Source organism: Methanosarcina baikalica, from assembly GCF_031461075.1.
Taxonomy (GTDB): domain Archaea; phylum Halobacteriota; class Methanosarcinia; order Methanosarcinales; family Methanosarcinaceae; genus Methanosarcina; species Methanosarcina baikalica.
This window is the reverse complement of the sequence record NZ_JAVKPK010000009.1, coordinates 1-24345: the sequence shown is the minus strand read 5'-3', so window position 1 is coordinate 24345 and position 24345 is coordinate 1. Positions and strand designations below refer to the sequence as shown.

Genomic DNA, 24345 nt, shown 5'->3' with positions numbered 1-24345 from the left:
CAAAGTAAAATTAAAAGAAGTTTGTAGTGGGGGAAAAATATGAGAATTCGAGTAGTTAGTTCAAGGGAAGAAATCTTTACATTAAATCCTAATGAGCGTATTGTTCACCTGGCTTTCAGACCTTCTAACAAAGACATTTTTGGATTGGTCGAAACCTGCCCAAAAATTGAGGTAATTCAGTTACCGAAGTCTTACATGGCTACGGTCTCAAAATCCATAGAGCTGTTCCTTGAAATGCAGAGAATCCAGCTTATTGAAGGAGATGTTTGGGGTCACAGGAAGGACATTAACGAATACTACACCATTCCATCTTCAGTGACTGAGAAAATAAAAGAAATGAAAATCGAAGGTAAATCCGCTGAGGATATTGAAGCAAAGGTTTCAAGGGAAAGCAAGCTTAACCCCGGAATGGTTGCTTATATCATGAACAAAGAAGCTCCTGCCTGAATTCATGCAGGACAAAATATGTCGTCAGTAGGCAGACACTTTACTGGAGATTAGAACGTACAGAAATGGGTTGCATCTTTCGTGATCTAATCTCCAGTTTAATTATTCTATTTAAGGTTCCGTTGCAAAAAATTCTAAAAAAGATGTAAATCTATAAGTAATGAACAAAAATCAAAATATTCAAGGAAAATGTACCAATATTATAAAACTATACCAAACAATTGATTAATGTATTTGACTTCATAAGAACAGAGTAATTTAAATTATTGACTTGTCTTTTTTTCACCATATTCATAGCTTCAATTCCTTTTAAAATCTTATTAGCAGATCAAAAAGACTGAAATCCTAACATTGGAGTAATCATCAAAAGTTCCAATGGAAATAAACCATTGTGAAATTTGAGGAAAACTAAAGGTTTAAGTTCAAAAATGAGATTTTCTACTCAAAACATTATTCATATGAAAAATATTAACATTCATGATACTGAACTTATATACCCAATAAGATTTTACCTTTCCTTCGGGTGGAAATCAGTTAATTCATGTAAGTGCCCCAATTTCAGAAAGTTCCTTCATTTTTGACCAAGTTTTGTTAACTCAATTGAAAATATCGATATCGGCTAACACTTGCTATGTGTTTTTGTTTATTGTCATTCCAAAGACTATTTAATGGTTTTAAAAAACCGTAATCAAGAGGCTTAATATTTTGAAGAGCTGTATTTTCCCTTGATAACCGTGTACTGCGATAGCAATTCACATAAAAATAAACATAGATGGATTTAATTGACCCGTCAGGCCAATGGAGCATCCATTATTCTAACGGTGTTATGAGTAAACTTATCTTTTCCAAAATTGCAAGTTGACATTAATATATTTTTTATAATCTCGAAGCATATAGATATATAATATTTCTTAAAAGTCTCTCTAAACCACTCAACAAATGAAATTAATCAATTGAAATTTTTAAATTTAGAGGTGGAAAAGTTGAACAAAAATCATCTTATTATATCACTGATTTTTATAGTAACTACGATAGCCTGTGGCTGTGCAGGTGGCGGCTATCAAGATCGCCAGTGGGAATACAGCATGGCACGCCACACTTCGTCATTATCATCCGATTTCAAAACAGTTTCAGATGCTTCAAAAAGCGACGATTTTAAAACGCTTGTTACATACGGTCAATACATTGCCGATGATACTCAAAAGGCAATCGATGAAAACAACCAATTTAAAGTCTCTCCGAAACTACAAGAAGCTCAAAAGGAATGGGGTCTTGCTATGCAGGACTATAATTCTGCTGGGAAGCTAATGGTAAAGGCAGGTAATGAAGAGCTTGCTAATATAGATGCAGTAGCAGACATAAATCAATATAAAGAATATTTGAAAACTGGATATAATCATTATAATAGAGCAAATACGCTGTGCTTAGATATCCACGGCTAAATAATTTAAGCCCATTTTTACACTGTACTTTGCCATTTTCATAAGTATTTCCCTTGATTTTACTCTGAATAATGTGTTACTTAAGTTATTTCGTAACTAGCCCTTAGGAATGACGAAAATTTAATTTCAATTATTTTGCACCGGTATTGTATTTGATGGTTATTTATGAAATGGAATTATATGGGCCATTACCAAAGTGAAAAATTGAAGTTATTTATCAATCATTCCTTAAAAGATTTTTTTATAGAATTCGCCTTCCTGCCAAACTAGAAAATCCCAACGTTTTAGGATAAAAGGTTCGCATTTTTGGTAGGGTACAAGTTTTTTGGAAAATCATAAATCGCAGGAAGTCACTAATCCAGATATAATACAAGTATCCTGAAATTTAACTTTGAATTTACAGCAAATTTGCAACACTACCCTTTTCTGAAGTAAAAGAAGCATGCTGGTCATTGAATGTTCCACTGGAGCTTTGTAGCCTTATTGGGAGCTACACTGAGATGGAATTCTACATTATAAATAGCTTTCACATCTATGCAATTTTTCTGCAATTCATAGGATGATCCATATCAGTTATCTATTTCTAAAGACTTTAAAGAAAATAGTTTTATGAAGATAAACCAAATCTTTATATATTTATTAAACCTGTTAAATAGTTATATGAAGAAAAATCTGCGCTCAACCTGCTTGCTTATTCTTGTCTTCCTCTCTTTTATCACAGGATTTGCGGGCTTAGGAAGCGCAGAAAATGTTTCCTATAATTATTCATTTGACGAAAATAATTACACTGGTAAATGGGATAAAGATTTCAGTTCCCCTGTAAGTGAATATAAAATATGGGGATATCCTAATAAGAATTATACTTTTATCACAACGTACAACCGCTCGCTATTTTCAGATAAAAGAGTTATCGTGTTTTACTGGGATTGTAACAATAATACATCTGATCATACACCACCTATCCCAATGAGCGGAAATTGTAGTAATATAGGTGTAGCTTATCAATCAAATTGTACTCACAAATGGGATAAAATTGGCACCTATTATGTCTCTGCAGCAATTTTTCAGGACGGAATTCCTATAAATGTTTCTTACTGGGTTCCTGTTGAGATCAGAAACAATACCTGCATAACAGTTCAGAATTTCTCCATGCTGGACGAGAAAGAAGGATTTGACAGTAATAACAGTGCCCACATTTATAAGATTTCAAATTTCACTGAGATCATGCTGGACGGGGAAGAAGAATTTAATTGCAATAGCAGTACTTATAATTTGGATAATTCCTCTAAGAATTGCTGTTACTGTGGTTACAAGGATAACGATTATTCTTTCTCTACTTGTCTCAATGCAACTTGTGGAAAACGTAAGAATATTCCGGCTCTACCGGAAACTGATATTCGGACCCCAACAAGAGCTGATATTCAGAAGAATCTATCGGAAACCGATACTCGGACTATAATGGAAACCACTACTGTAATTGAGTGGGATAATAATTCTTCTGACAATAGCATTTTCGGAAATATATCTTATTCTAATGAAACAGAAGATGCATTAGCAGTATCTAATAATAATGCATCCATAAAATCTAATAATAGCACTGCATACATACAGTGGAATGAAAATTTCACTCACGAATGGGACGACACAGGCATAAAAACTATTAATGCCACAAGTTTTCATTGGGACCCTCTTGATGGAAACGAGAGTAACTCAAACTATAAAAACAAAAGCATATTAATAATATCAGACCCAAAGAATTTAGCTCCCTATCCCTTAATAGGAAATTTACAGAATTGGGGAATCCTTTTATCCATTCTTGGGTTAATAATATTCTACTTTACTTATACGAGAAATAACATTCCTATAAAAATCGCCCTATTTGGAATGAAGCCTTTTTACCTGAAATCGGTAAACTCCTTAACAGGAACTCTTATTTTTGTGGCGGGAATGTACCTGTGTTTTGTATTCGGAAGGTGCCCCTGGGACATTCCGATTGTGAGTAGTTCGAATTGGCTTTCAAATATGTATTTTAGCATATTATATCGCGAATATGGCATTAAACAATGGAGCGTTCCTTATCTGTCGATTTTGATTGGTATGTTGGACGTTATTATTTTATCTTTAATTATTCACATGATTGCGATTCCATTTTACAAAGGAGAATTTAAGATTGGAGAATTCCTGAGAAGAAAGATTACTTCTACTTCAGCTCAACCTAAGTTGGTTTCATGTTCAGTTGAGAATAAATAAATCAGGATAATTAACTGCCTTATCTAAAAAGAGATGGATTCCTCGAAAATCCGAAAAAGAGAAACAAGAGGGATTCATAACCTGATTAACCTGATATATCATACAGCTTAATGAGTTATAAAATGAGACTTGAAGAAAAGGAAAAATTCAGTATCTTTTCTCTTAACTTAATTTCCTTTTCTTTCCCATCTTTTTCTATCAGTATTTTAATCAAGAGTTCTAAAATTTTTCGATACTGTCCAGGTGTATTTTAAAATGACCTTTGCTTCTCTCCCGATCAGGCTCTTAATTCCTGGGATATATATATCATCGATGTAAGTCACAAATAGAGGCACTCCGGTTTCCCCTGCAATGTCTTCGCAGTAGGTGATAAGATCCCCTTTCGAGACTTCAAAGGACTTCAGTTCTTGTTCTTCGAATTTGAGTTTAATCTCGACTACAGGCGGCTTTAACGTGCTGTCGAAATTCTCCACTTTCAGGACCCAGCCACCACCGACTTCCCATTCCGTGTAAAGTTGTTTCGTTTCGTCTTTATTCTGTTGTTCCCTGACGATCTCGGCTAGTTTTTTCGGGTTTCCGTTCAGGGCAACATCATTTCCTATCCTGGCATAATGGTCTCCTCCGTGGATGACTCCGGACTCCATACAGTTCTTGGCTCCGGACTCACACAGGCCGTTTTCCACGAGCTTTACTTTGACATCCGGATCGGATACAAACCTGTATTTTGTTAGAGTAACATCGGATTTGACTTCTTCAGTCCTGTAGCGCGTATCAGCCCTTGAAGCCCACCAGCGAACTCTGATCGATCTCCTCTCGCTTTCATCTTTGAAAATTACCTGGACGTTGAACTTGCCCGAAGAGGCATCAAAAATAGTTTGGAGCTGGAGTCCTGAATAGCCGTTTTCCACTCCGGATACTGCAAACCCTGTCAGGATCTGGTTTTCTTCCGTTTCCAGGCCCAGTTGAATGAAAATCGGGCCTGTACCCAGTTTGGGATCGATAAGGGGGGAGGTAATGGAATTTACAGTGGGCTGCTTGAAGTACACTACCCCAGTTGCACTTGTTTTCATTGCGGCTTCTTCACTCCGGGTCTGGAGAAAATGCCTGTGGGAGCTTTCTTCGTCATTAATCGAGAGGTCATCATTGACTGCGGCAAAGAAGACTTTCTCATCGGCCTCTGCGCATGCCGTACATGATACGGATAACTTTTTATTTTCGTTTTCTGCCGGGTACTCAAAGGTTGCAATTACCTCAAAATCCTCCAGGATTCGGTTCGGGCAGGCAACCTCCTCACAGCTCAGAGGGTTTGAGGCTGCTCTTACAAGTTCCGAGACTACAGAGCTGTATTTCAGGTAAAGGTAGGCTGGCTTTATTAATTCCTGCTTCTTGAAGGGAATTCCTTCTAGGGTCATAACCTTTTTTTCTATATCTACGGGCACAACAATTTCCCTGCCAAGGATATCCAGGGCTATTCCCCCGTCCCTGAACCTTATCTTTACCTCACCCGATTCTTCCGGGAACAGCTCAAGGCTTGAGAAACCGCATAGGATGCCCTTGCCGTGAATCAATCTGTTAAGCAAATAACGCTTCCCGTTAAAATATTCCTGCTCGATCTCGAAATCCCTGACAGTCATCAGTTTTCCATAAAAATATCTGTTCCGCTGGAACTGATGAAGTTCGAATTCCTCTTTTTCCTCTCCATTTTCTAACATTTCCAAATCTCCTTTAGAAATAATCCAGACCTTTACTGGAAGTAACCTGTCCGATTGAATGAGCATGATTTTTATCTCTGTCAGCAACATCAGGGCTTTTTTCCACTCCTAGCGCGGTATCCCTGCCCAGGACAGAACACTTGCCAAGAAGGAACTTGGGGCGTCTTAACATTGTATTTTTACCCAGGTAAGTATGGCCATCCAGATAGAACCAGGGTTCAAGCACCTTTATTCTGTAGGTCGTATAGGCCGGTTTTTCTTCTTCTATTATATCCTTAATAAGTTCCAGCTCAGCTTCTTCCGGTTTTTCTTCGAATAAGACGACAAAACTGAAATTTTCTCCTCCATAGAGGACGTCATGCAGGGAATCTTCCCTCCGGGCGTTTCCTTTTCCATCAGGACGTTTTACTCTTGCTTCTTCCGGAGGGAAAAAGAGAAACTTTTTTTGTTCAGGATTTCTGTTTTTCTTCGGGCTTTCATTCTTTGAATTATCCCCTTTCTGGTTCTCACGCCTTTTATTTTCCTTTCGATTTTCATATTCAGATCTTCTTTTTATGCAGCCTGCAGGGAGATTTTCAATTATGATTGGTTTTTTCCCGGTGTATAGGAAAATGAGGTCTTCAAGCCCTTGCCGGGTTCCTCTGTCCCTGTACATTGAAACAGCATGAGAAATGAACTCCCTCTGCTTTGCCTCCGAAACTTTTTTTCGGGTTACCCTTTCTCCTCTTCCTTGATTGACGGCTACCCAGCTTGACAACCACTCCAGAAATTCCGGGGGAGTGCCTGCAGCGTCAAACCATCTGCCCAGGTGGTCAATTGTAAAATCAATTTCAAAAAAAAGGCTCTCGAAAATAGCAAGAAAACGATCAAGAAAATCCCTGTTTGCAGGATTTTCACTGTAAACTGAAGGCAGGTATTCAAGATAGGAGACCTTTGGGAAGAAAATTGTGACCGCAGAGACCTCTGGTGAGAGCTTTTCAGTCCCTACAAGGGTGATCCTGAACCAGAGATAGCGCCCTTCACGTTCGGTCTGGAAGAGTGCATCCCTTTTTTTCTCTCCCTGGACAACCGAACTCCCTGGAAGCCCTTCCTTCCATTTGCTCTCAGGAAATTCCCTCAATTCATTTTCGTCCAGAAATTCATCCGATATGTAATAATGAAATTCGACCGTTGTCCCTCTGGGAAAACTACCTTCCAGCATGAAACGATACCATTGGGTCTTCTGGACCTGACTGTCCACGGGCTTTGAAAGGTACGTCCCTTTGAAAACCCCTTCAGGATCAGGGCTGTATTCCTTAACATACTCGAGGAGTCTCAGTCTTGTTCCATTGTCGATAATCAAGTACATGTTATTTCTTGAGTCATGAGTCCGTTTTCTGCTAATCATTCCCTGCATGGAGGAGGTAATGTCCATTTTTTCAGCAATACCGTCTGTTCCAAGTACAAAATATCCTGCCTTACTGTCAAAAATCTGCAGCTTTCCTTTCGTATCAACATAGATATTTTCTGGCTCCTGTAACTCGACCTTTCCTATGTCGGAAAAACCCCTTTCTCTGCAGGAAAGAGGGAGTTTGAGAACTCGATGCCTGCCTTTTTCCAGGACGTACAGGTTTCCGGCAGAATCCATATCAAGATCAATGAGGTCTGTAAGGGCAAGCCCATCAGGCCCTTCACCTACCATCCAGAGGACTTTAAGGTCTTTTTTTCCAAAGGCAACAAGAGCTTCTTTTTTCTCCCCGTCAGGAACTCTTAGTGCGCCGATTACATAAACTGAGTTTTCATCGATAGTTATGCCTTCAGGAGACTCAAACACCGAAGCTAGAGCTCCTGATCCGTAAGCAGGGAATCGGAGCTTTTCAAAATCCCGGTGGCAGGTAAGAATGGAGGCGTTCTTTCTGTCAAGAACATAAACGATATCGCATTCATCGGTATCAACATCACGCATTTCCATGTCAGGTTCATTGAGGATATCATTCCCTGGCTTATAGAGTTCCCTGCGGGTCAGACGAAGCCCTTTCTCCGTTAGTTCCAGGTTTTCAAGTCCGCTTTTGAACTCTCCGAAAAGGGACTTTGTATTGATCCTTTTATATTTGCTCTCCTGCATGCTTCTCTCCTGCAAGTCTTTTAAAAAAAGCTTGAGCGAAAAAGCTCTTAGCTCTTTTAAAAGTTTTTTTATATTTACTCTTCTGCAAACCTTTTAAGAAAAGGTTTGTATTTCCACTGAATGCTCTCCGGAATAAACCGTAGCTGTATAAGTCAGTTTCAGGTCTCCATTTTCGTCCAGGTTTGCACCGTTTTGGGAAGAAATACTAATTTTCTGTATCAGACTCACGCCTTCGGTTTCCATAATAAGCCGGTAAATTTCCGAGCGGTAAACCGGTTTTCCTACTGGCCACCCTTTCCCGTTTTTGCCGCCTTTTGCCGGATGGAGATAAAGGTTAAGTTTTTCAAGAACTATCTTCCGGATTTCTTGCTCGAAAAAGCCTTTTAAAATTCCCAGGGTAACTTTCACCTCAACCCGGACATATTTCGGAGAAACCACATACACACGGGTTCCGAGCAAACGGTGATTCTCAAGGTGCCTGGCAACCGCTGCTCTGAAACCCAGGGAAGGCTCGGGCGGAGTTTCTAAAACGTCAAGTGGACTGAACGGAATTATAACTACCGTTACTATGCCCTCTTTTTCGACCTGCCTGTAAGGGTCAAAATTGGGGATAACTTTTGCCTGCGCTATCCTCAGGTCAGGGGTCTCGCGAGCAATGTATTCGAAGTCCTCTGAAGTAACTGCCCTGTATGGTACTGTCAGGTCCCTGATGAAACGTTCAAAGGCCTCATCTATGCTCTCTTCCCTCTTTCCGCCGACTGCGGGTTTGAGGTTGCTTATTGCCAGTCCCTCAAATTTGTCCCCTTTTACTGCCCACCTGGAGCTAGCCGGAAAGTTTCCCTGATCTCCTCTTGAGGATTCGTATTCGAGAACCTGAATTTCGGTATCTTCTGGGGGTACTTTTCCCTGGAGCCCATCCCCGAAGCGGATTTCCCCTTTCATACTGTCCAGTGTAAAATGAGGGCTTTCAGGCCCAGAACCGTCAAAGTCCTCAACTTCGTTCCACTCTTCCCCTGCAAGAGCCAGTTTGAGGCTCCCCCTGAGAACCCGGGTTTCAGGCAGTTTGAAAACCTGTCCGGGAAGCCCATTGCTTTTTTCAAGCATCCCGTCAGTCACTCTCTTTTTCTGGATAACGGTTGCCACATTCAGGTTGATCTTTTCAATCCTTGGCGGGTATTCGTATTCGGACTCCAGAAGGGTGCAGCGCAGCCAGAAATATTTCTCTTCTTCCTCCAGGGAACGCAAGGCCTCGAGATATGAGCAGACCCAGCCTTCAAGGCCTGTGAAAAGAAAGCTGCCACTTTTCCTGAAGTTTTGTGTCCTGTCTTCAGGGAAAACTTCCTTCCATTGTTTTCCTTCAGGGGATGGAATGTAGATCTCCCACTTCAGTTTTGAGTTTTCGAAGGAATATTCGGCTTCTTCCCCGTGTTTTCCAGGTTGAGGAAGGTCTTTTTCATAGAGATAGCACATTAAATTGAGCGAGTCATAGGGATACTCCAGGTCAGGACTTATGATTTTTCGGGTTTTAAGCTTGAAGCCCAGGTACAGTTCACTGTTTTTCCTGGTCTCCAGGCCAAAAGGTGCGAAAAAAAGGTCTTCTTTGGAGTTTGCAACTGTTCGGTCGAAAATCCCTTTAGAAAGCTTTGGAGCCTGTGAAAAATTTATGGACGAGGCCTGAGACAAAACTACTGACATTTCATTTACAATTATTTTTTCGAGCTGAACAGGAATAACAGTGACGCCTTCCGAAAGTTCAAACTCGATATTCTCACCGGCTTTTTCGGCCAGAAAATCCGTGCCTTTATCGAGATGTATTACCTCATCCATTTCAAAACTGAGATCCGCAGTGGCAGGTGAAATGCCCCGGGGCCTGACCCCCAGCAGCTTCAGGTATTTGAGACGATGCTCATCGGTAACGAGATTGATCCTATAACTGGTAATTTCTACCAGCCAGGCAAAAAGTTCGACAAGAGTGATCCCAGGGTCAGCAGGGTTATGTTTTGTCCATTGAGAAGCATAGTTCGGGATGGACTTTCTGGCTTCTTGAAGGAGCTGTTCAAAGGTTCTATTATCCAGGTTCGGGACCGGCAACGCCATCTTTACTCCTCCTTCTCGGCTTTCCAGAGCAGATTGATCTCATGTTTCCCGTTGCAGGGCAGGGCGGAAGGTCTGGGTTGTTTTTCAGGAGTTTCGTTTTCGGCTTTAATAAAATCAATCTTTCTCACATAACTTATCCCATTCAGATCTGATAACAGAGAATAAAAATCCGAGGTTGAAGGAATCTGCCCGAAATCCCAGCCTTCTCCTTTTTTTCCTCCTTTCAAAGGATGTAAAAATTCCTCTACTTTACTTTTCACCCGGTTTTCGATTTCACTTAAAGCTTCTAGGTCTGTTGTAACCAGTTCGGCCCTTACGCTCACCTCGTAATAAACAGGGCCTGCTACCTTCAGTTTCCCTATGTTCGGAGTTTTCTCATTCAGATGAGCTTCGACGATTTGAAGTATTTCGGCAGTAGGAGCAGGCTTCTGTTCCGGAAGATCGGGCACTATGACAACAGTCATCAGTCCCGGGAACCTGTTCCCTTCTTCGTCTGAACCTGAAAGCACCTTTACCTTTGCTACTTTCTGTGAGGCTTCTTTTGTGAAGCATATAATGTCCTCCCTGTTTACCGCCCGACCTCTGTGCTTGAACGTAGCCGGAGCCCGTGCTACCAGTTCTTCCAGGCTTTCGGTCCGTGCTCCTCCCTCGGAAGCGGCAGGGTTGTATACTGCATTAATGTGTTTTAGAGAGCTGTACAATTTCTTGATCGAAAAAGCTGTAAGGTTTCCGGCTTCTCCACCTCCTGTTCGGTAGCTGGCCTTTATATTGTTCATTCCCAGAGGAGGGATCATGCCTCGAATTCCGTTCCCGAAGCGAATTTTTCCTGAAGTCCGGTCAAGTAAATAATGCCGGCTCCTTCCGTCCGAACTGCTGAAGTCTGCAACTTTCTCCCACCTGACCCAAAACTCCAAAATTCTATCGCTGCTATCTTTTACTGTCTTCACATCCCGAGCTCCATTTTTATTAAGCAGAGCCTCTTTTTCTCCTTCCGAAAGCCAGTCTACCTCGTTCACCCAGACCTCCGCATCCACCACCGGCCTGTTCCTGAGCTCAAGCTCCTGCCCTGTTTCTCTAAAACCGGAACCGAGAATTTCATCTTTAACAGTCTTTGCCTGGAGTGCCCATATGCAGTTAGGATAGAGTCCGGAAATCCGGGGAGTTCTTTTTCCTTCTGTGAACAGGAACCGGATCCAGTATAACGGACTTTTTGAGCCGTAGCACTGCAAAGTCTTCATCTCCTCAGGGACAAAGAATTCTAGGATTCCACTTTTTGCAAGTCCTCCGGTTTCATCAAGAACCTGAAGTTCTTTCCATTCTCCTGCACTTTCCTTTCCTGCAGCTACAAGATACTGCCATTCGAATTTCACGGGAACGCCCTGATCTACAAAGGTTTCCTCGAGTTTGATGAACAGGCTCAGAGGGCCTTTCACAAATTTGGACGTAAAGCCAAGATATACTGCAGGCAGGGGTTCAGAAACCGTTTCAAAAGGCTTGAAACTTCCTGCCCGTTTCAGCTCTTTCCTCCTATTTACAAAAGCCAGGTTGTTTTCAGAAACAAGGTAATCTGGCTCCCTTCCATTCCTATCGGAATAACTGAAAATTAGTTTTCTTATTTCGGGAGGGTAGAATTTTTCGGGTTCTATTTCATACGTTGGAGGTCTTCCGGGTATTATTGAGTTCTTTTTTGAAATCCCGCACTCTTTCCCGAAAATCCCTTCAATAAGCCTGACCCGGATCCAGTAACTTTCCTCTCCGTTGATGCTTCCCGGCGCCATTGGGGGCATTTCCCGGATTTTAACGTTCACATGAACAAGTAAAAGATTTTCTTCCTCCTTTTTTCTATCTTCTTTTTCTTTAGAAATAAAGAGTCTGCCAATTCCATTAGGTTCCTTTTCAGCCTCCATTTCAGCTTCCGTTTCTATTATGTTCTTTACCAGAAAATTTTCCAGTTCAAGTTCAGGAAGTTCTCCTTCAGACCCACTTTTTCCTTCCTCGCTCTCCCCTATATTTGCGCTAAAATCCATATATTTTTTGAGGCTTCTCCAGCTTTCTCCGCTCCAGTATTCCCAGGAAAGCACGGGTTTTTTTGAAATAAGGCCTGGCCTTCCGGGTTTAAGATAAAAGTCTATCAAAACCTCGCTCCCCTGCCTTGAGAAAGCCTCCGAGCAGGCTATGTAGAAAGTGTCATACAGGATCGGTTTACTTCCAAAGGGCTGCACCCCTGCTTCTCCATCTTCGAGAGGGATATCATTGTAAAACAGAAAGTCAGGTTTGATCCCCTCAGCAGATACATCTACTTTAACCGGACCAAGGAAAAACTGCTCGAGTTCCTTGATTCCTTCTCCTTTCAAACGGCAGCGAATCCATCGGCTTTCGAGCCCGTTTATTTTCCCCTTTCCGATTACTTCCTCTCCCTTCAGAATCTCAAATTTTTCACCTGAAAACCTTGCTGCTGAAAATGAGAACCATTCAGTAATCTCCATTTTATCCTTTTCATTCCCGCTTGCCGGAGCTGCATATTCCCAGACAAACATGTTTTCTTCAGCCAGCATCCTTGCCTCGACAGCCCCTGCGGCTGTGAGAGTAAAGCTGATTTTTCCTTTTCCGCTCCTGAAGAATTCCTCATCTCCTATGTAAAAAGCATGTTTCTGCATGTTTGTTCCGGAGAGCAGGGTTGATGGTTCAGTTCCATCTACTGTGGAACTGTGGTCAAAGATTGCATCTCTTTCCCGATCCAGGCTGCATACAAAGCAAAGTTTTGAAGGGGTTATCGCAAATGTTTTCTCGGTCTCAAAAAAGAGGGTTTCCCCGTCTGGGCTTTTGGCTGTGACGCGGGTTTTGGCAGGGATAGTTACGTTTTCCGGAGCCTTTGAAACCGGGACAAAACAGAGTACCGTACTTGCGGGTCTGGCAGGACTGAGGGAAAAGTTCAGCATATCAAGGAAAGAAAGGAGATGTTTTCTGGGGGCTTCGTTCAGGTTATTTAGAAGGTTTTCGGCCATGTCCGCAAAGATCCGGGAAAGGGCATTTCCGAAGTCGCCTTCGGCTCCGGGTGTCCATTCCGGGACATAGAAGGGCGCTTTCTTTTGAATCTTTTCCAGCACCGTATCTGCCGTAGTTTCCCTTATCTTCGGAGTTTTTCTTTCCATTGGACTCCTCCAGGTTCCTCTTTTTGTCCATCGTTACTTACGGACAGGCCTGACAGACAGGATTTCTGAATATCCGACCTGACTCGACTAAATTTTGACTAAATTAATCCTTCAGGTTCCTTCTTTCAGGTAAAACGGATAGACAAGGTTTACCTGGGTATTGCTCCTCCGCACCTTGTAATCGATACTTATCAGAAGTTTTCCTTCCAGGGCTTTTTCTGTGAGGGTTTTGATCTCATTCACCTCAATGCGAGGCTCCCAGGCCACAAGGGCTTCATATATAGCGTTTTCAATCATACGCAGAGTAAGTGTGTCCATCATACTGTAGGTATAATCATGTATGGAACAACCGAATTCCGGACGCATCAAGCGTTCGCCTTTGGCAGTTTCCAGAATAAGCAGGATCGATTCCCTGATGTTTTCCTCGTAACTGGAGCTTGAAATACTCCCATCAGCTTCCACACCTACCGGATACTTCCAGCCAATTCCGAGAAATTCCTTTTCCATCAGTCTTCACCCAATATTAACAGTACCTGTTGCGATTACAGTGCCTACAGGCAAGTCCGAAGGGTCATTGCAGGTCATTGCTATATCCCCGTTCCTTGCTGCCATTTTTCCATTTATTTTCACTGTTGGACTTCCCATCTTAATCGTGGCTTTATTGGAAGGCGGTTTCTGGAACTGCCCACCCTGCGGAACATGAGAAGGCGAGTTCGTTGCCGTGGAATCCACAGTTGCTGCCGGCTTTCCCATTATCTTCACGTCACTACTGAGGTTCCCGTCAATGGTTCCATTGAACGGATGGGGGAGTGGGGTCGGAGTTTGCCCTGTTGGATTAGTTATCATGACTGTATGGATATCAACTCCAACAATTTTGTCTCCCTGTTTGGCTGCTGGCATTCCCATATTTTAGACTCCTTATTTTAGACCCTTTATTTTAGACTCTTGCGCTGATCTATTTATTGATTTTTTGAGGCTAAGTTAGGATTTTTGATATGATTCAGTTAGGGTTTTTATTGAGATTCATTTGATTGAAATCTGGGCGGATTAAGTCCCGACTCAGTTAATATTCACCGTTGAACCTTTGATGTTCATGGCACCTGTATTTGTCAGTTCCATTACGGCTGACGACGCTTCGATTTTTGCCGAATCTGAAGATTTTATTTCGATTTTCTTGGTGTTGACGGTAATTGAAGATTTTATTTCAATTTCCGTGGCATCGATGGTAATTTTTCCATCGGATGCGAGAAGCTCGATGTCTCCTGCAGATACTATGGAAATTTTCTTATTAGCTGAATCGATGCTGATTTTATTTCCCTTAGTCTTATCTATGATCTCAATTTTTTCGCTTCCGTCCGTGTCATCAAGTTTTATTATGTGACCGGTTCGGGTTTTAATCATCTTAATATTGTTTTTCCCGTCGCTGTTTTCCTCTGGAATTTTGTCCTTACTGTTCCATAGAGCCCCAATAATATAAGGGCGATCTATATCACCATGCTCAAAAGCTACAAGTACTTCATCTTCGATCTCCGGGTAAAAGACCATTCCCCTACCGTTTCCGCCCATTAAAGTTGCGAGTCTGGCCCAGTGTAATTCTTCGTCCTCTTCTTTTCCTCTCCAGGGAAAAGTTATCTGCACTCTTCCGAGCCCATCAGGATCCTTTGTGCTCTTTACAAGAGCAAGTACTACTCCGGGAATCTGATTTTTCGTTCTTTGAGATTTAAAAAACCCGTCGAAATCCATTATTTGCATCTCCTCAGCGTGAGTGTTGTACTGTACCCTTTTTGATTTATGGAATGTTTTGTTTTTTCCACGTAGTAGGTTCCGCTAAAGCGGTCACCTACCTTCTTTATTTCTACGGTCATTCCGGGACGAATGGACGGATTTCCGATACTTTCCAGATTACCTATTATCAGTTTCTTGTTTCTTTTTTTCAGCTCTGCAACTGCACGGGCGTTTGCTTCCTCTGCGCTGGAGACGTTTACATTTTCCAGAATTATTTTCTTGCCTTGCTGGCTTGTAAAATCGAGACCAAAGGAATTTCCCACCTCTTCCTGTTTAGCAGTTTGCGGACTTTTTTCCTTCTGGTTACTGCTCCATAAATTGATCTGCACTTCACTAACATAGGCTGAAGTATTCGCTTCCACAGAGAAACTTACAATATTTATACCATTTGTAAAGGTAAAATTTGCATTTTCACTGTCCTTTGGTTTACGGAAGTAAAGAGACTCTTCTCTTACAAAAAATTCATAATAAAGTTCATTTGCAAGTCTTTTCACAAACTTATAATCATCTTCATTTTCATCTTCACTGGAGTTCCTGGAGACAGATTCATAAACCGGTGTGGAGGATTCGATCTGATCCTGCTTCAGTCCGTATTTTTGAGCTATATCTCCAACGATCTCGGAATAACTTTTTTTATTATAAATTCCCTGTCCTTCACGGCTTCCCATAAGGTTACAGGACAGATCATACCCTCTTATTTTCAGCTTTGCACTACCTCCAGGATCAAAATTCGGAGTAATGGCATGGAGGCTGCCTATGAACAATAATGTATTTCCTCCAGAACTCGACGCGTTTCCTGAGCCCTGAGCATAACTAAAAGAAATCTCAATACGAGTTCCGATCTTTATGCGGGCATCATCAAGCCATCGGAATTTCTGTTTTTTCATATCCAGCATATCATTGAACGAAATTGTACACATTCCTGAGTTTTCAATCTGCTCATCAACCTCTACATCGGTTATGTCTTCAGTTGGGATCTCCTTGCCTCCCAGCTTGATTGTAAAGGTGGGAGCGTAGATAGCAATGCCTGATGATGGGAATGTCATTAAAGCTCACTCCAATGGGGGAATTAATAGCTCAATACCTGGTTCAAGAAACCTCGGGTTTTTTATTTTGTTTTTATCTGCAATCGGTCTCCACATATAAGGATCCCCGTACTTTTCATTGGCAATTAACCATAAACTGTCCCCCCTTTTAGTAACATAGGTTTTTGTTTTGTCAGGGGATTGTTTGCTCTCTTCCCGCGTATTGAGGGTTGTTTTAAATTCTTTAAGAGTAATATTGAGTCTGGCTCTAACAGGTGTCCCGTCCGAGAGGAACATCGTATATTTTGCACTTACTTTCTCCAATACACATGTAAACGGTTCTTTATCTGGCATCCCCCAGATAAAACTCAGAGGTGGAGGCGCATGGAGGTCCGGGTCTATCTTCAAGAGGTCGGACAATTCTTGCGTATATTTTCTGACGTCGCTTCTTTCATTGTATGTATCGTAAAAAACTTCAAGGGAGATACTGCCTGAGTTCCCTCTCAAATACTGGATGTACGGAGTTTCCAGACCTGGCACGTTTACTTCAGAGAAAATATTACTTTTTTCCATTGTATATTCAGTTGGATAGTAGAGAATCTTTATTTCCGTATCCTTTTTCTTCCCTTCAAGGACTTTAATAAAACCCTTTTTTCCCCTTTCGTTACTTAAGAGGTTTCCACCTTTGATTTTCTTCAGTAATTCCGATGCCATTTATAGGATACCTCGCCTTTCTGCTTCAATTTTCATTTTGTGACCAATTAACTGACTTACTTTTTCTGAAATGTACTCTATGTCTATTTTCTGCTTCAGGTTGGTATTGTTCAGAAAAGTGTCCTTTGAAGAATTTACTACAATTGCTTCTCGGGTATCGAACACTACCTTTTTAATTTTTTGTACCTCTTCGGCTATGCTTTGAGTGATCTCATTTTCCTGGCTGCGATATACAAGGTTCTCATTACCGACTGGCAGATTATTTTCAGACTGGAAGTAATCAGTACCATCTGCGGACTTGAATCCAAAAAGCTCTCCTCTCTCCAAAAAAAAGTTCTCAGCTTTGCACTTGGTCATTATGAACATAAGATTTGAATCTCCCGCTCCGGAAATAGCCTGATGTTTAAGGATAAGATTGCAATTTCGGCTGGCAATTATTTGTGAGATCTTGTACAGGGGACCTGTTTTGAGTAAAAGATTTTTTCTTTTTAGAGGGATCATGTTCTTTGTTGAATAATTATTTGTAGAATATCTAAATGATGATAAAAATGAGGGCAGTTTAGCTTTGCTATCCCGGGGATTATCCATGAAGATTTTTTTGCTGTAAGGATTTCCAATAAATGATAATTTATTCCTTTTGTTTTGGAAATAGCCCTCCAAAAAACCATCAATGATGTTTGTCAGGTTTCGGTTCCTTGAAATTGAGATCTTCATCTTCAATAATTTTGTGTTTTCATACCGTAAGCCGGCCTGGAATACATGAAGAAAACCTGGGGACAAAAGTTTTTTTGCCGCGTAAGAATAAATTTCCCTCACTTTGCCTGTATTATGAACCTCTTTGCCAGGAGAAGGGGTCTTTCGTTGCTCGGGACTGCTTTCTATTTTTTTTACCAGATGTCTGAACCGAATGTTGTTCTGGAAAATACTTGTTCGCTTTAAGGACTCCGGAAAATGTCGGAAATAATTCCCATTTGCCAGGTATCTTGAAGAGTCTATGTCAAAAGAGTCTATGTCAAAAACGCTGGCAAAATTAGGACTTTTCTGGAGAATTGTTTTTAAAGACTTTAGGAAAACCTGGCCCAGGTTTTTTGAATAATGATAATTGAAAAGGTAACTGTTAAAAAGAGAAGGATTTTTTTCTGAGTTATGTAAATTTTTAACAAAAAATGAGCCATCAGATGAGTCCTCTGAAGTAATGGCATTAAACAGGTCTTTTTTCAAATAAACCAGGCCAATAAAATATCTACTAAATAAACTTGATTGCTTAAAGGGAATTAACGTGGAGATATATTCGTTATAAATTAGCTTTTTTAAGTGGTCTGCTTTGAACGATGTTTCTATAAAATAACCTGGCTTTTTTGAAGCTTGTATTCCATGGAAATTGGCACGTAATTTGATCAGGTTCTTTAAAGAAATACTGTTTAACCAATTTAGGATAAAAGCCGAATATTTTTTGTAGCTTGGTATTTTAAAAATATATTTGATTGAGCTGCCCCTTTTTGAAGAGGAGTAATTTTCAGATTTGAAAGTTTCTCCTGAATAGCCCTTGCCAAAAATATATTTAGCAAGTTCGGTATGTATCCCGGGAGATGGTTTTCGGAACCTTCTAAAAACAGGATTCACATTATATGATCTGGGATTTAAAAGAGTATTTAAAAAAGAAGAAGAATTTTCTGAATAACAAATTTTAGGGAAATTTCTGAGAATGGAACCAGGGTTTACAGGTGAATTTAGGTTACAATCTTGGGCATAAATATCGTGGATATTCAAAAAACAACTAAAATAAGCTATTTCTGACGGATGATCGATGTCAGGTAAACCTTCATTATCTATATTTCGTATTTTAATAAGAGGAGCTTTTTTTCCTGAAAACGAGGTGTTACATCTTAAAAAAGTTTCCATTAATAAATGTCCAGAGTTATATTCTGCATTCATTTGAAAAATTCGTGCTAATACCTTTGTAGAAGCAGAATTTTTGGATCCTAAGGAAAAAACATCAAGCAAACCGATTTTAGGCTGATTGAGTTTTTTATGAGAATCTAATTTTACTGGAAAATCCACGGTTAAAAAATGATGAGACAGTTTTGAATTCTTATAGTTAAAGTCAGGTATCCACAAGCTTTTTGGTATTTTCAAACCTTTCCCATGTAAATTCTTCAGGTGACTGGAAAAGTATGTCCAGTTAGAGTACAATGCGAGTTTCGAGACTGCATTGCAGTAAAGATTCTCCGTAAATGATAATTTATTCCTTTTGTTTTGAAGATAATCCGCATCTTCCGTTTCTATCTTTTTGCTGTAAGGATTCCCAATAAATAATAATTTATTCCTTTTGTTTTGGAAATAGCCCTCCAAAAAACCATCAATGATGTTTGTCAGGTTTCGGTTCCTTGAAATTGAGATCTTCATCTTCAATAATTTTGTGTTTTCATACCGTAAGCCGGCCTGGAATACATGAAGAAAACCTGGGGATAAAAGTTTTTTTGCCGCGTAAGAATAAATTTCCCCCACTTTGCCTGTATTATGAACCTCTTTGCCAGGAGAAGGGGTCTTTCGTTGCTCGGGACTGCTTTCTATTTTTTTTACCAGATGTCTGAACCGAATGTTGTTCTGGAAAATACTTGTTCGCTTTAAGGACTCCGGAAAATGTCGGAAATAATTCCCATTTGCCAGGTATCTTGAAGAGTCTATGTCAAAAGAGTCTATGTCAAAAACGCTGGCAAAATTAGGACTTTTCTGGAGAATTGTTTTTAAAGACTTTAGGAAAACCTGGCCCAGGTTTTTTGAATAATGATAATTGAAAAGGTAACTGTTAAAAAGAGAAGGATTTTTTTCTGAGTTATGTAAATTTTTAACAAAAAATGAGCCATCAGATGAGTCCTCTGAAGTAATGGCATTAAACAGGTCTTTTTTCAAATAAACCAGGCCAATAAATTTTGGAGTAATCGGTTTTAAAGTTTTTAAGCATTCAAAATCTGCTTTTCTTGAAGAGTCAATTAGAATGGGGTAATTATTTAAAAACCTTGGGTGAACACTGGAAATCAATTTCAGGAGCTTTCCAAAAGGCGGTTTGGATTTTCTTGAATAAGTATTGAACGAACTGTCGGGAGAGAAAAGCCTCTTATTCAGAACATGAAGATTAAGAGGATAGTTGTTCAGGATTCTAGTACTGGGATTCCAAAGTAAGTTCATAAAACTTGACTTTTTAATAGATCCGAAGATCACGGATTTTTCCAGGAAATAAGGAGTTGATTTTGGAATCGAAGCACTAGTATTAAGTAGAGTGTTATCAAGGGAGTGAGAATTAAAAAAATAGTTTGTTACAGGTAGAAAAGACGTTGAATTCTCATTACCTGACTTCACTTTATTGAAATTAATCAAAGGCGCTTTAGATATATTACCCCCTGTATTACTTTTTGTTGAAGTAGTCGAAATTAATTTTTCCTCAATGGGGGAATAATTCAACAAAACATTATGAATAATATTTTTGTAATACCTGATGTTTTGGAAAATTGGTGCAGAGTTTATATTTTGCTCATGAAAATTAATTTTTAACTGAATTTTATTAAAAGTTGTTTGAAAAGTTATTTCCTTTCGAAAAACAGATTTTCCGGTTCCTGTAATTCTATAGAAAAAAAGAGTTGGAAATATGGATCTCTGTTGCCCGTACTTTCCATGTTTATTCATAAATTTCCAATGAAATTCAGAATCAGATAGGGTCATCTTATTTGAATTCAGTACAATTTCATCCATTTTCCAAACTCCATGTGCAAGCTCAAAATATTAGAGTTTTTTAGACACATTTGCCATATTTGTCGCTGCCGTGGCTTTTGAAACGAGGTTGCCAGCTTTTCCTAAAGGTGCTCCTAAAATCCCGGAATGAGCTAATTCAATGGTCTCAAAAGCGACCGTATTACTGTCAGCCTTTAGATCCGGGCCTATCCATTTCACAGGATATGCATCCAGAATGAACCACCACCACGTATCATTGCCCTTGATATCCATCAAAACAATGGCAATGGTCTGCTGTATGGCCACCCCGAAAACTACACTCTGATACCATGCCCACATTTCAGGTAAAATTGTAACTCCTCGTTTGAGGACAATATTATGATATTTTGTTTTTTTAGGGAACTGATGCACAAAATCGTTTACTCCACCTTCTTCATAGGTTTCGATCTCAGTTTCTACCTGAAGACCTGTCACCTCGGAGATTTTAGCAATACTAATCCCATTAATTTCAACTCGAAATCTAAAGGATGTAAAAGGGTCTCCGACCATTGCTCTCATTAAACTAAATGGGTTCATAAAGATAGCTCACATGTAAAAGACAAGAAGTCTCATCGTTTAACTTGGGGTAGTGTTGACTTCCGTAACTTATTTGCAGACAGCTAGACATCCTTTGTAGATCTAAATTTCATATAAGTTAGTTCTCAAGCGTCCAGAATGCTTCTCTGTTTTTCTCCGCTCAGGTTCCTGTTTATTCGGGAAATCTCCTCACACCAGCGCTGCCTTTCCCTGTGTTCCATATTCATGATCTCTTCGTAAGACCAGTGAAAATAGTAGGCGATGAAGGCTACCTCCTCGTAAATCCTGGTAAGGGGGTAGCCCCTTATTCCCCCGGGGTATTTTCTTCCACCTCGAAATGGTACCCGCACTTAGGGCAGACTGTTTTAATTTCCGGGGAGCCGTTTTCATTGATCCTGCCGTAAAAGTCCTGAAGGTAAGCAAGGTCCGCAGCAAAAAGGTCTTCGATCGCTTTCGTGCTGATGACCTGCAAGTTCCCGAGATGGGTTATGACCCTGGAGAGCAGGATTACGGCCAGGTAAGCAGGATTTCCCTGGACCCGCGGGTCTTTAAGGGGCAGGATCTCGTCAGCTGCCGTTGCAAGCCTCATGACCCCTTTTTTGTGGAGGTTTCCTTCGGCGTCTACATAGCCTTTGGGGAGGGTAAATTCAAATTCCGTTTGAAACATTGCATCATCTCCAAATAAGAAATCCATTTAAAAAAAATAATTTTAAGGAGAAGCTTCTTCGAGGCTACTCCTGACATCTTCCATTATCTCCTCTCAGGACGCCCTTGTAAAGCCTTCGTGGGCAATTTCGAGAGTTTCTATTCCTACCTCATTATTTTTAGCATTGAAGTCTGTAGGGTCATATTTTATCGGCCACGCCTGCACAATGTCCCAGCGAGCTTTATCATTTCCTGCTTCGTCGATCAGGATGATGGCCATATTCTTTCTTGCACCCTCTGCTCCCGTGTCTATGATTTGCTTTCTCCAGTTGTAAAGGTCCATCGAATCCGTGATTCCCCATTTCAGGGTAATATTTCCGTATTTGGTAAGGCCGGAAAGTTTCCTGAATACTGGAGGCTCGTTTCCTTCCCTGTATTCAATGGGCTCAGTTGACGTATCCGCAAACGTACATTCGCTGAACCCTGCCTGCCCAATACCGTCAATCTCAACCCTGAACCTGAAATTCCTGTAGGGATCTACTCTGTCGCCCATATTTTATTCTCCTTTATGCAAATTCCTGTCCTGATTATTCCTGAAATATCGTGAATTTACTATCCTGTGCTAAAGATTCCTGTCCGGGAATTATTCTGTAGCTGCCGAGCCGCCCTGCCACTGGGCTATCCTGAAGATCACAAATTCTGCAGGCTTCACGGGGGCGATTCCTATGATGCAGATAAGCCGTCCGTTATCGATGTCGTCCTGGGTCATTGTGCTCCGGTCGCATTTTATGAAAAAAGCTTCTTCCGGTGTTGTCCCCATAAGGGCTCCGCTCCTCCAGATGCCTGTCAAGAACTGGTTTATTGTTGCCTTTACCCTTGCCCAGAGGCGTTCGTCGTTTGGCTCGAACACGACCCACTGGGTCCCTCGTTCTATGGACGCTTCTACGAAGATGAAGAGGCGGCGGACGTTGATATATTTCCAGAGGGTGTTGGAAGAAATGGTGCGGGCTCCCCATATTCGGATTCCCCTTCCGGGAAACGCACGGATGACGTTTACGCCTCTCGGGTTCAAAATATCCTGTTCCCCTTTCATGATCTGGAACTCGAGGTCCGAGGCTCCAAGTACGACCTCGTTTGCAGGGGCTTTGTGTACCCCTCTCGTCGTGTCACTGCGAGCGTAAACTCCTGCAACATACCCGCCTGGAGGTATGACCTGCAGCATCCCGGTTTCCGGGTTGATTACCTTGATCCAGGGGTAGTAGAACGCTGCAAAGTCTGTGGGGATAGAACCTTCGGGTTTATTGCTTCTCGGGTCAAGATCGGAAACATTTGAAGACCCCTGCGGGGCATCTAGAATTGCAAAACGATACCTGAGGCTTTCGCAGTGCGAGATGAGGGAACCCACAAGCCCGGAGACCGAATAAGCGTTGGGGGCATAGATGATTGAAATGTCCTCAATTCCTTTTAATGCTGTAAGACCTTTTCTCTTCCCGGGTTTGTCGTCTTCAGGAGCGCTTCGTTCATAGTCCGAAAGGACGAAATCTCCTTCCCCGTCACTGCCGTCTGCAAGATATTCAAGTTCCAATAGAGCTTCCAGGGCATTCAGCAGCTCTGCAGAATCCCCTTCCTTGATCATGATTTTTACAAAGTTTGAAATCCCATTAACGGTTTTTTCGAAATGGTCCGGGGAAGCTTCATCTATCGACACGTTGTCAAATGATTCGACGCCGGCCGGGCGCGGCTGGATTCGAGTCTCTTTGTAAGGGTTGTACAGGGATGCTGGTTTTACTTTCCAGTAAAATACGTCCAACCTGAACCCGCTGAAGGTCCCTCTGGAAATCTGCACTGCAACCCTGGTCCCCCACTCTCCTTCTCCGACAGCTTCCACTGTCATGGCATTTTCTCCGTTGACTTTCAGCTTTAAGCTGGCTGTCGTGGCTGGTTTGTCTCCGGCTTTTACGATCCGGCTTATATAGCACCGCTTTCCTCCGTTTTTGAGAAACCCGTCCACCGAGCCTGGGAGGTATTTGTCGTTTCCGAAATAACCTCCGAAGACCCTTTGATACTGAAGCCAGCTGGTGATCAGGCAGGGGGTTGTCGGACCCCGTTCGGTTTCTCCCAGGAACCCTGCGGTACTGGTTGAAACTCCTTCCATTGGTTTTGCGCCAATTTCAAATTCTTCTATATATACGCCGGGGGAAAGATATTCTGGCATACCAAGCTCTCCATTTATATCGTTTACATTTGTATCATTTCTTTTCTGAAAACCCGAAATTGCTGGATCTTCCTAACAATTAAATTAATTTTTAGATATGTTTTAAGTTTTTTAAAGTATATGAATATTTAGATTTGCCATAACGTATATATTATATATAGTAAGTATTCATATCACATATATAAAATTTTAAAGAGTAAAGATAGATTCTTCTAAATAGTTTTCATAATTACTCATATAATATGAGATGTTTGAAAATGATCCATCAGGCATATTTTTTTTAAAACATAATCCCTCAGGCTCTATTTTTATAAATTATATTTAATATTGAGTAATTGTAGAGAAGAAATTTAATTTAAAAAATTAGTATTAATAATTGAAAATATGTTATTAATTTCGGTAAATATGGATTTTTTTCCCTTCTAATGTAGAAAATTCTTATTTAAAAATAT

Annotated in this window: 18 protein-coding genes; 3 read left to right on the top strand and 15 right to left on the bottom strand. The window is 40.8% G+C overall.

All coding sequences use genetic code 11. The annotated features are described in order from the left end of the window. Positions 1–39: 39 nt before the first annotated feature. The 3 genes from RG963_RS03395 to RG963_RS03385 all read left to right on the top strand — a co-directional run bounded on the left by RG963_RS03395 (position 40) and on the right by RG963_RS03385 (position 4139). Positions 40–447 carry a DUF1699 family protein gene (locus RG963_RS03395; RefSeq protein ID WP_310574873.1) on the top strand — a complete coding sequence of 136 codons (408 nt, stop codon included), beginning with the start codon at positions 40–42 and terminating at the stop codon, positions 445–447. 983 nt (positions 448–1430) lie between these two features. After that, positions 1431–1889 (top strand): hypothetical protein, encoded by a 459-nt coding sequence (locus RG963_RS03390; RefSeq protein WP_310574872.1) that lies wholly within the window; start codon positions 1431–1433, stop codon positions 1887–1889. A gap of 660 nt (positions 1890–2549) precedes the next feature. Continuing rightward, the gene (locus RG963_RS03385; protein WP_310574871.1) at positions 2550–4139 is read left to right on the top strand and encodes a hypothetical protein; all 1590 of its coding nucleotides are present in this window, start codon (positions 2550–2552) and stop codon (positions 4137–4139) included. 206 nt (positions 4140–4345) lie between these two features. Here the strand turns inward: RG963_RS03385 and RG963_RS03380 are convergent, their stop codons facing one another. The 15 genes from RG963_RS03380 to RG963_RS03310 all read right to left on the bottom strand — a co-directional run bounded on the left by RG963_RS03380 (position 4346) and on the right by RG963_RS03310 (position 23893). Beyond that, complete coding sequence (locus RG963_RS03380; protein WP_310574870.1) at positions 4346–5851, bottom strand: hypothetical protein; 1506 nt, start codon at positions 5849–5851, stop codon at positions 4346–4348. A gap of 13 nt (positions 5852–5864) precedes the next feature. After that, positions 5865–7955: a phage tail protein gene (locus tag RG963_RS03375; RefSeq protein WP_310574869.1), complete on the bottom strand. Its 2091-nt coding sequence runs from the start codon at positions 7953–7955 to the stop codon at positions 5865–5867. A gap of 93 nt (positions 7956–8048) precedes the next feature. Continuing rightward, a complete protein-coding gene (locus RG963_RS03370) occupies positions 8049–10052 on the bottom strand; it encodes a putative baseplate assembly protein (RefSeq protein ID WP_310574868.1) in 2004 nt (667 codons plus the stop codon). Positions 10053–10054: 2 nt separating this feature from the next. After that, positions 10055–13204 (bottom strand): putative baseplate assembly protein, encoded by a 3150-nt coding sequence (locus tag RG963_RS03365; protein ID WP_310574867.1) that lies wholly within the window; start codon positions 13202–13204, stop codon positions 10055–10057. A 111-nt stretch (positions 13205–13315) separates the two neighbouring features. Further along, the gene (locus RG963_RS03360) at positions 13316–13711 is read right to left on the bottom strand and encodes a GPW/gp25 family protein (protein ID WP_310574866.1); all 396 of its coding nucleotides are present in this window, start codon (positions 13709–13711) and stop codon (positions 13316–13318) included. Between the two features lie 6 nt (positions 13712–13717). Further along, entirely contained in the window at positions 13718–14110 is a 393-nt protein-coding gene (locus tag RG963_RS03355) for a PAAR domain-containing protein (protein ID WP_310574865.1), read from the bottom strand. Positions 14111–14263: 153 nt separating this feature from the next. Then, complete coding sequence (locus RG963_RS03350; protein WP_310574864.1) at positions 14264–14947, bottom strand: phage baseplate assembly protein V; 684 nt, start codon at positions 14945–14947, stop codon at positions 14264–14266. Next, complete coding sequence (locus RG963_RS03345) at positions 14947–16035, bottom strand: phage late control D family protein (RefSeq protein ID WP_310574863.1); 1089 nt, start codon at positions 16033–16035, stop codon at positions 14947–14949. Before RG963_RS03345 ends, RG963_RS03350 begins: the two co-directional genes overlap by 1 nt. A gap of 6 nt (positions 16036–16041) precedes the next feature. Continuing rightward, on the bottom strand, positions 16042–16728 hold the full coding sequence (locus RG963_RS03340; protein WP_310574862.1) for a CIS tube protein: 687 nt from the start codon (positions 16726–16728) through the stop codon (positions 16042–16044). Then, positions 16729–20478, bottom strand: a complete 3750-nt coding sequence (locus tag RG963_RS03335) for a hypothetical protein (RefSeq protein ID WP_310574861.1) — start codon at positions 20476–20478, stop codon at positions 16729–16731. It abuts the gene before it with no gap. A 30-nt stretch (positions 20479–20508) separates the two neighbouring features. Then, positions 20509–21015 carry a phage tail protein gene (locus RG963_RS03330; protein WP_310574860.1) on the bottom strand — a complete coding sequence of 169 codons (507 nt, stop codon included), beginning with the start codon at positions 21013–21015 and terminating at the stop codon, positions 20509–20511. A 143-nt stretch (positions 21016–21158) separates the two neighbouring features. Continuing rightward, on the bottom strand, positions 21159–21383 hold the full coding sequence (locus RG963_RS03325) for a DUF6760 family protein (protein ID WP_310574859.1): 225 nt from the start codon (positions 21381–21383) through the stop codon (positions 21159–21161). Further along, positions 21338–21700: a phage tail assembly protein gene (locus tag RG963_RS03320; protein ID WP_310574858.1), complete on the bottom strand. Its 363-nt coding sequence runs from the start codon at positions 21698–21700 to the stop codon at positions 21338–21340. Before RG963_RS03320 ends, RG963_RS03325 begins: the two co-directional genes overlap by 46 nt. Before the next feature lie 93 nt (positions 21701–21793). Beyond that, a complete protein-coding gene (locus RG963_RS03315) occupies positions 21794–22231 on the bottom strand; it encodes a phage tail protein (protein ID WP_310574857.1) in 438 nt (145 codons plus the stop codon). Between the two features lie 90 nt (positions 22232–22321). Further along, a complete protein-coding gene (locus RG963_RS03310; RefSeq protein ID WP_310574856.1) occupies positions 22322–23893 on the bottom strand; it encodes a phage tail sheath family protein in 1572 nt (523 codons plus the stop codon). Between the last annotated feature and the right edge of the window lie 452 nt (positions 23894–24345).

Bases quoted from the DNA above. Each gene is read 5' to 3' on its own strand.
- RG963_RS03395 (WP_310574873.1), top strand. From the start codon at position 40: ATGAGAATTCGAGTAGTTAGTTCAAGGGAAGAAATCTTTACATTAAAT.
- RG963_RS03385 (WP_310574871.1), top strand. From the start codon at position 2,550: ATGAAGAAAAATCTGCGCTCAACCTGCTTGCTTATTCTTGTCTTCCTC.
- RG963_RS03380 (WP_310574870.1), bottom strand. From the start codon at position 5,851: ATGTTAGAAAATGGAGAGGAAAAAGAGGAATTCGAACTTCATCAGTTC.
- RG963_RS03375 (WP_310574869.1), bottom strand. From the start codon at position 7,955: ATGCAGGAGAGCAAATATAAAAGGATCAATACAAAGTCCCTTTTCGGA.
- RG963_RS03370 (WP_310574868.1), bottom strand. From the start codon at position 10,052: ATGGCGTTGCCGGTCCCGAACCTGGATAATAGAACCTTTGAACAGCTC.
- RG963_RS03365 (WP_310574867.1), bottom strand. From the start codon at position 13,204: ATGGAAAGAAAAACTCCGAAGATAAGGGAAACTACGGCAGATACGGTG.
- RG963_RS03360 (WP_310574866.1), bottom strand. From the start codon at position 13,711: ATGGAAAAGGAATTTCTCGGAATTGGCTGGAAGTATCCGGTAGGTGTG.
- RG963_RS03355 (WP_310574865.1), bottom strand. From the start codon at position 14,110: ATGGGAATGCCAGCAGCCAAACAGGGAGACAAAATTGTTGGAGTTGAT.
- RG963_RS03350 (WP_310574864.1), bottom strand. From the start codon at position 14,947: ATGGATTTCGACGGGTTTTTTAAATCTCAAAGAACGAAAAATCAGATT.
- RG963_RS03345 (WP_310574863.1), bottom strand. From the start codon at position 16,035: ATGACATTCCCATCATCAGGCATTGCTATCTACGCTCCCACCTTTACA.
- RG963_RS03340 (WP_310574862.1), bottom strand. From the start codon at position 16,728: ATGGCATCGGAATTACTGAAGAAAATCAAAGGTGGAAACCTCTTAAGT.
- RG963_RS03335 (WP_310574861.1), bottom strand. From the start codon at position 20,478: ATGGATGAAATTGTACTGAATTCAAATAAGATGACCCTATCTGATTCT.
- RG963_RS03330 (WP_310574860.1), bottom strand. From the start codon at position 21,015: ATGAGAGCAATGGTCGGAGACCCTTTTACATCCTTTAGATTTCGAGTT.
- RG963_RS03320 (WP_310574858.1), bottom strand. From the start codon at position 21,700: ATGTTTCAAACGGAATTTGAATTTACCCTCCCCAAAGGCTATGTAGAC.
- RG963_RS03315 (WP_310574857.1), bottom strand. From the start codon at position 22,231: ATGGGCGACAGAGTAGATCCCTACAGGAATTTCAGGTTCAGGGTTGAG.
- RG963_RS03310 (WP_310574856.1), bottom strand. From the start codon at position 23,893: ATGCCAGAATATCTTTCCCCCGGCGTATATATAGAAGAATTTGAAATT.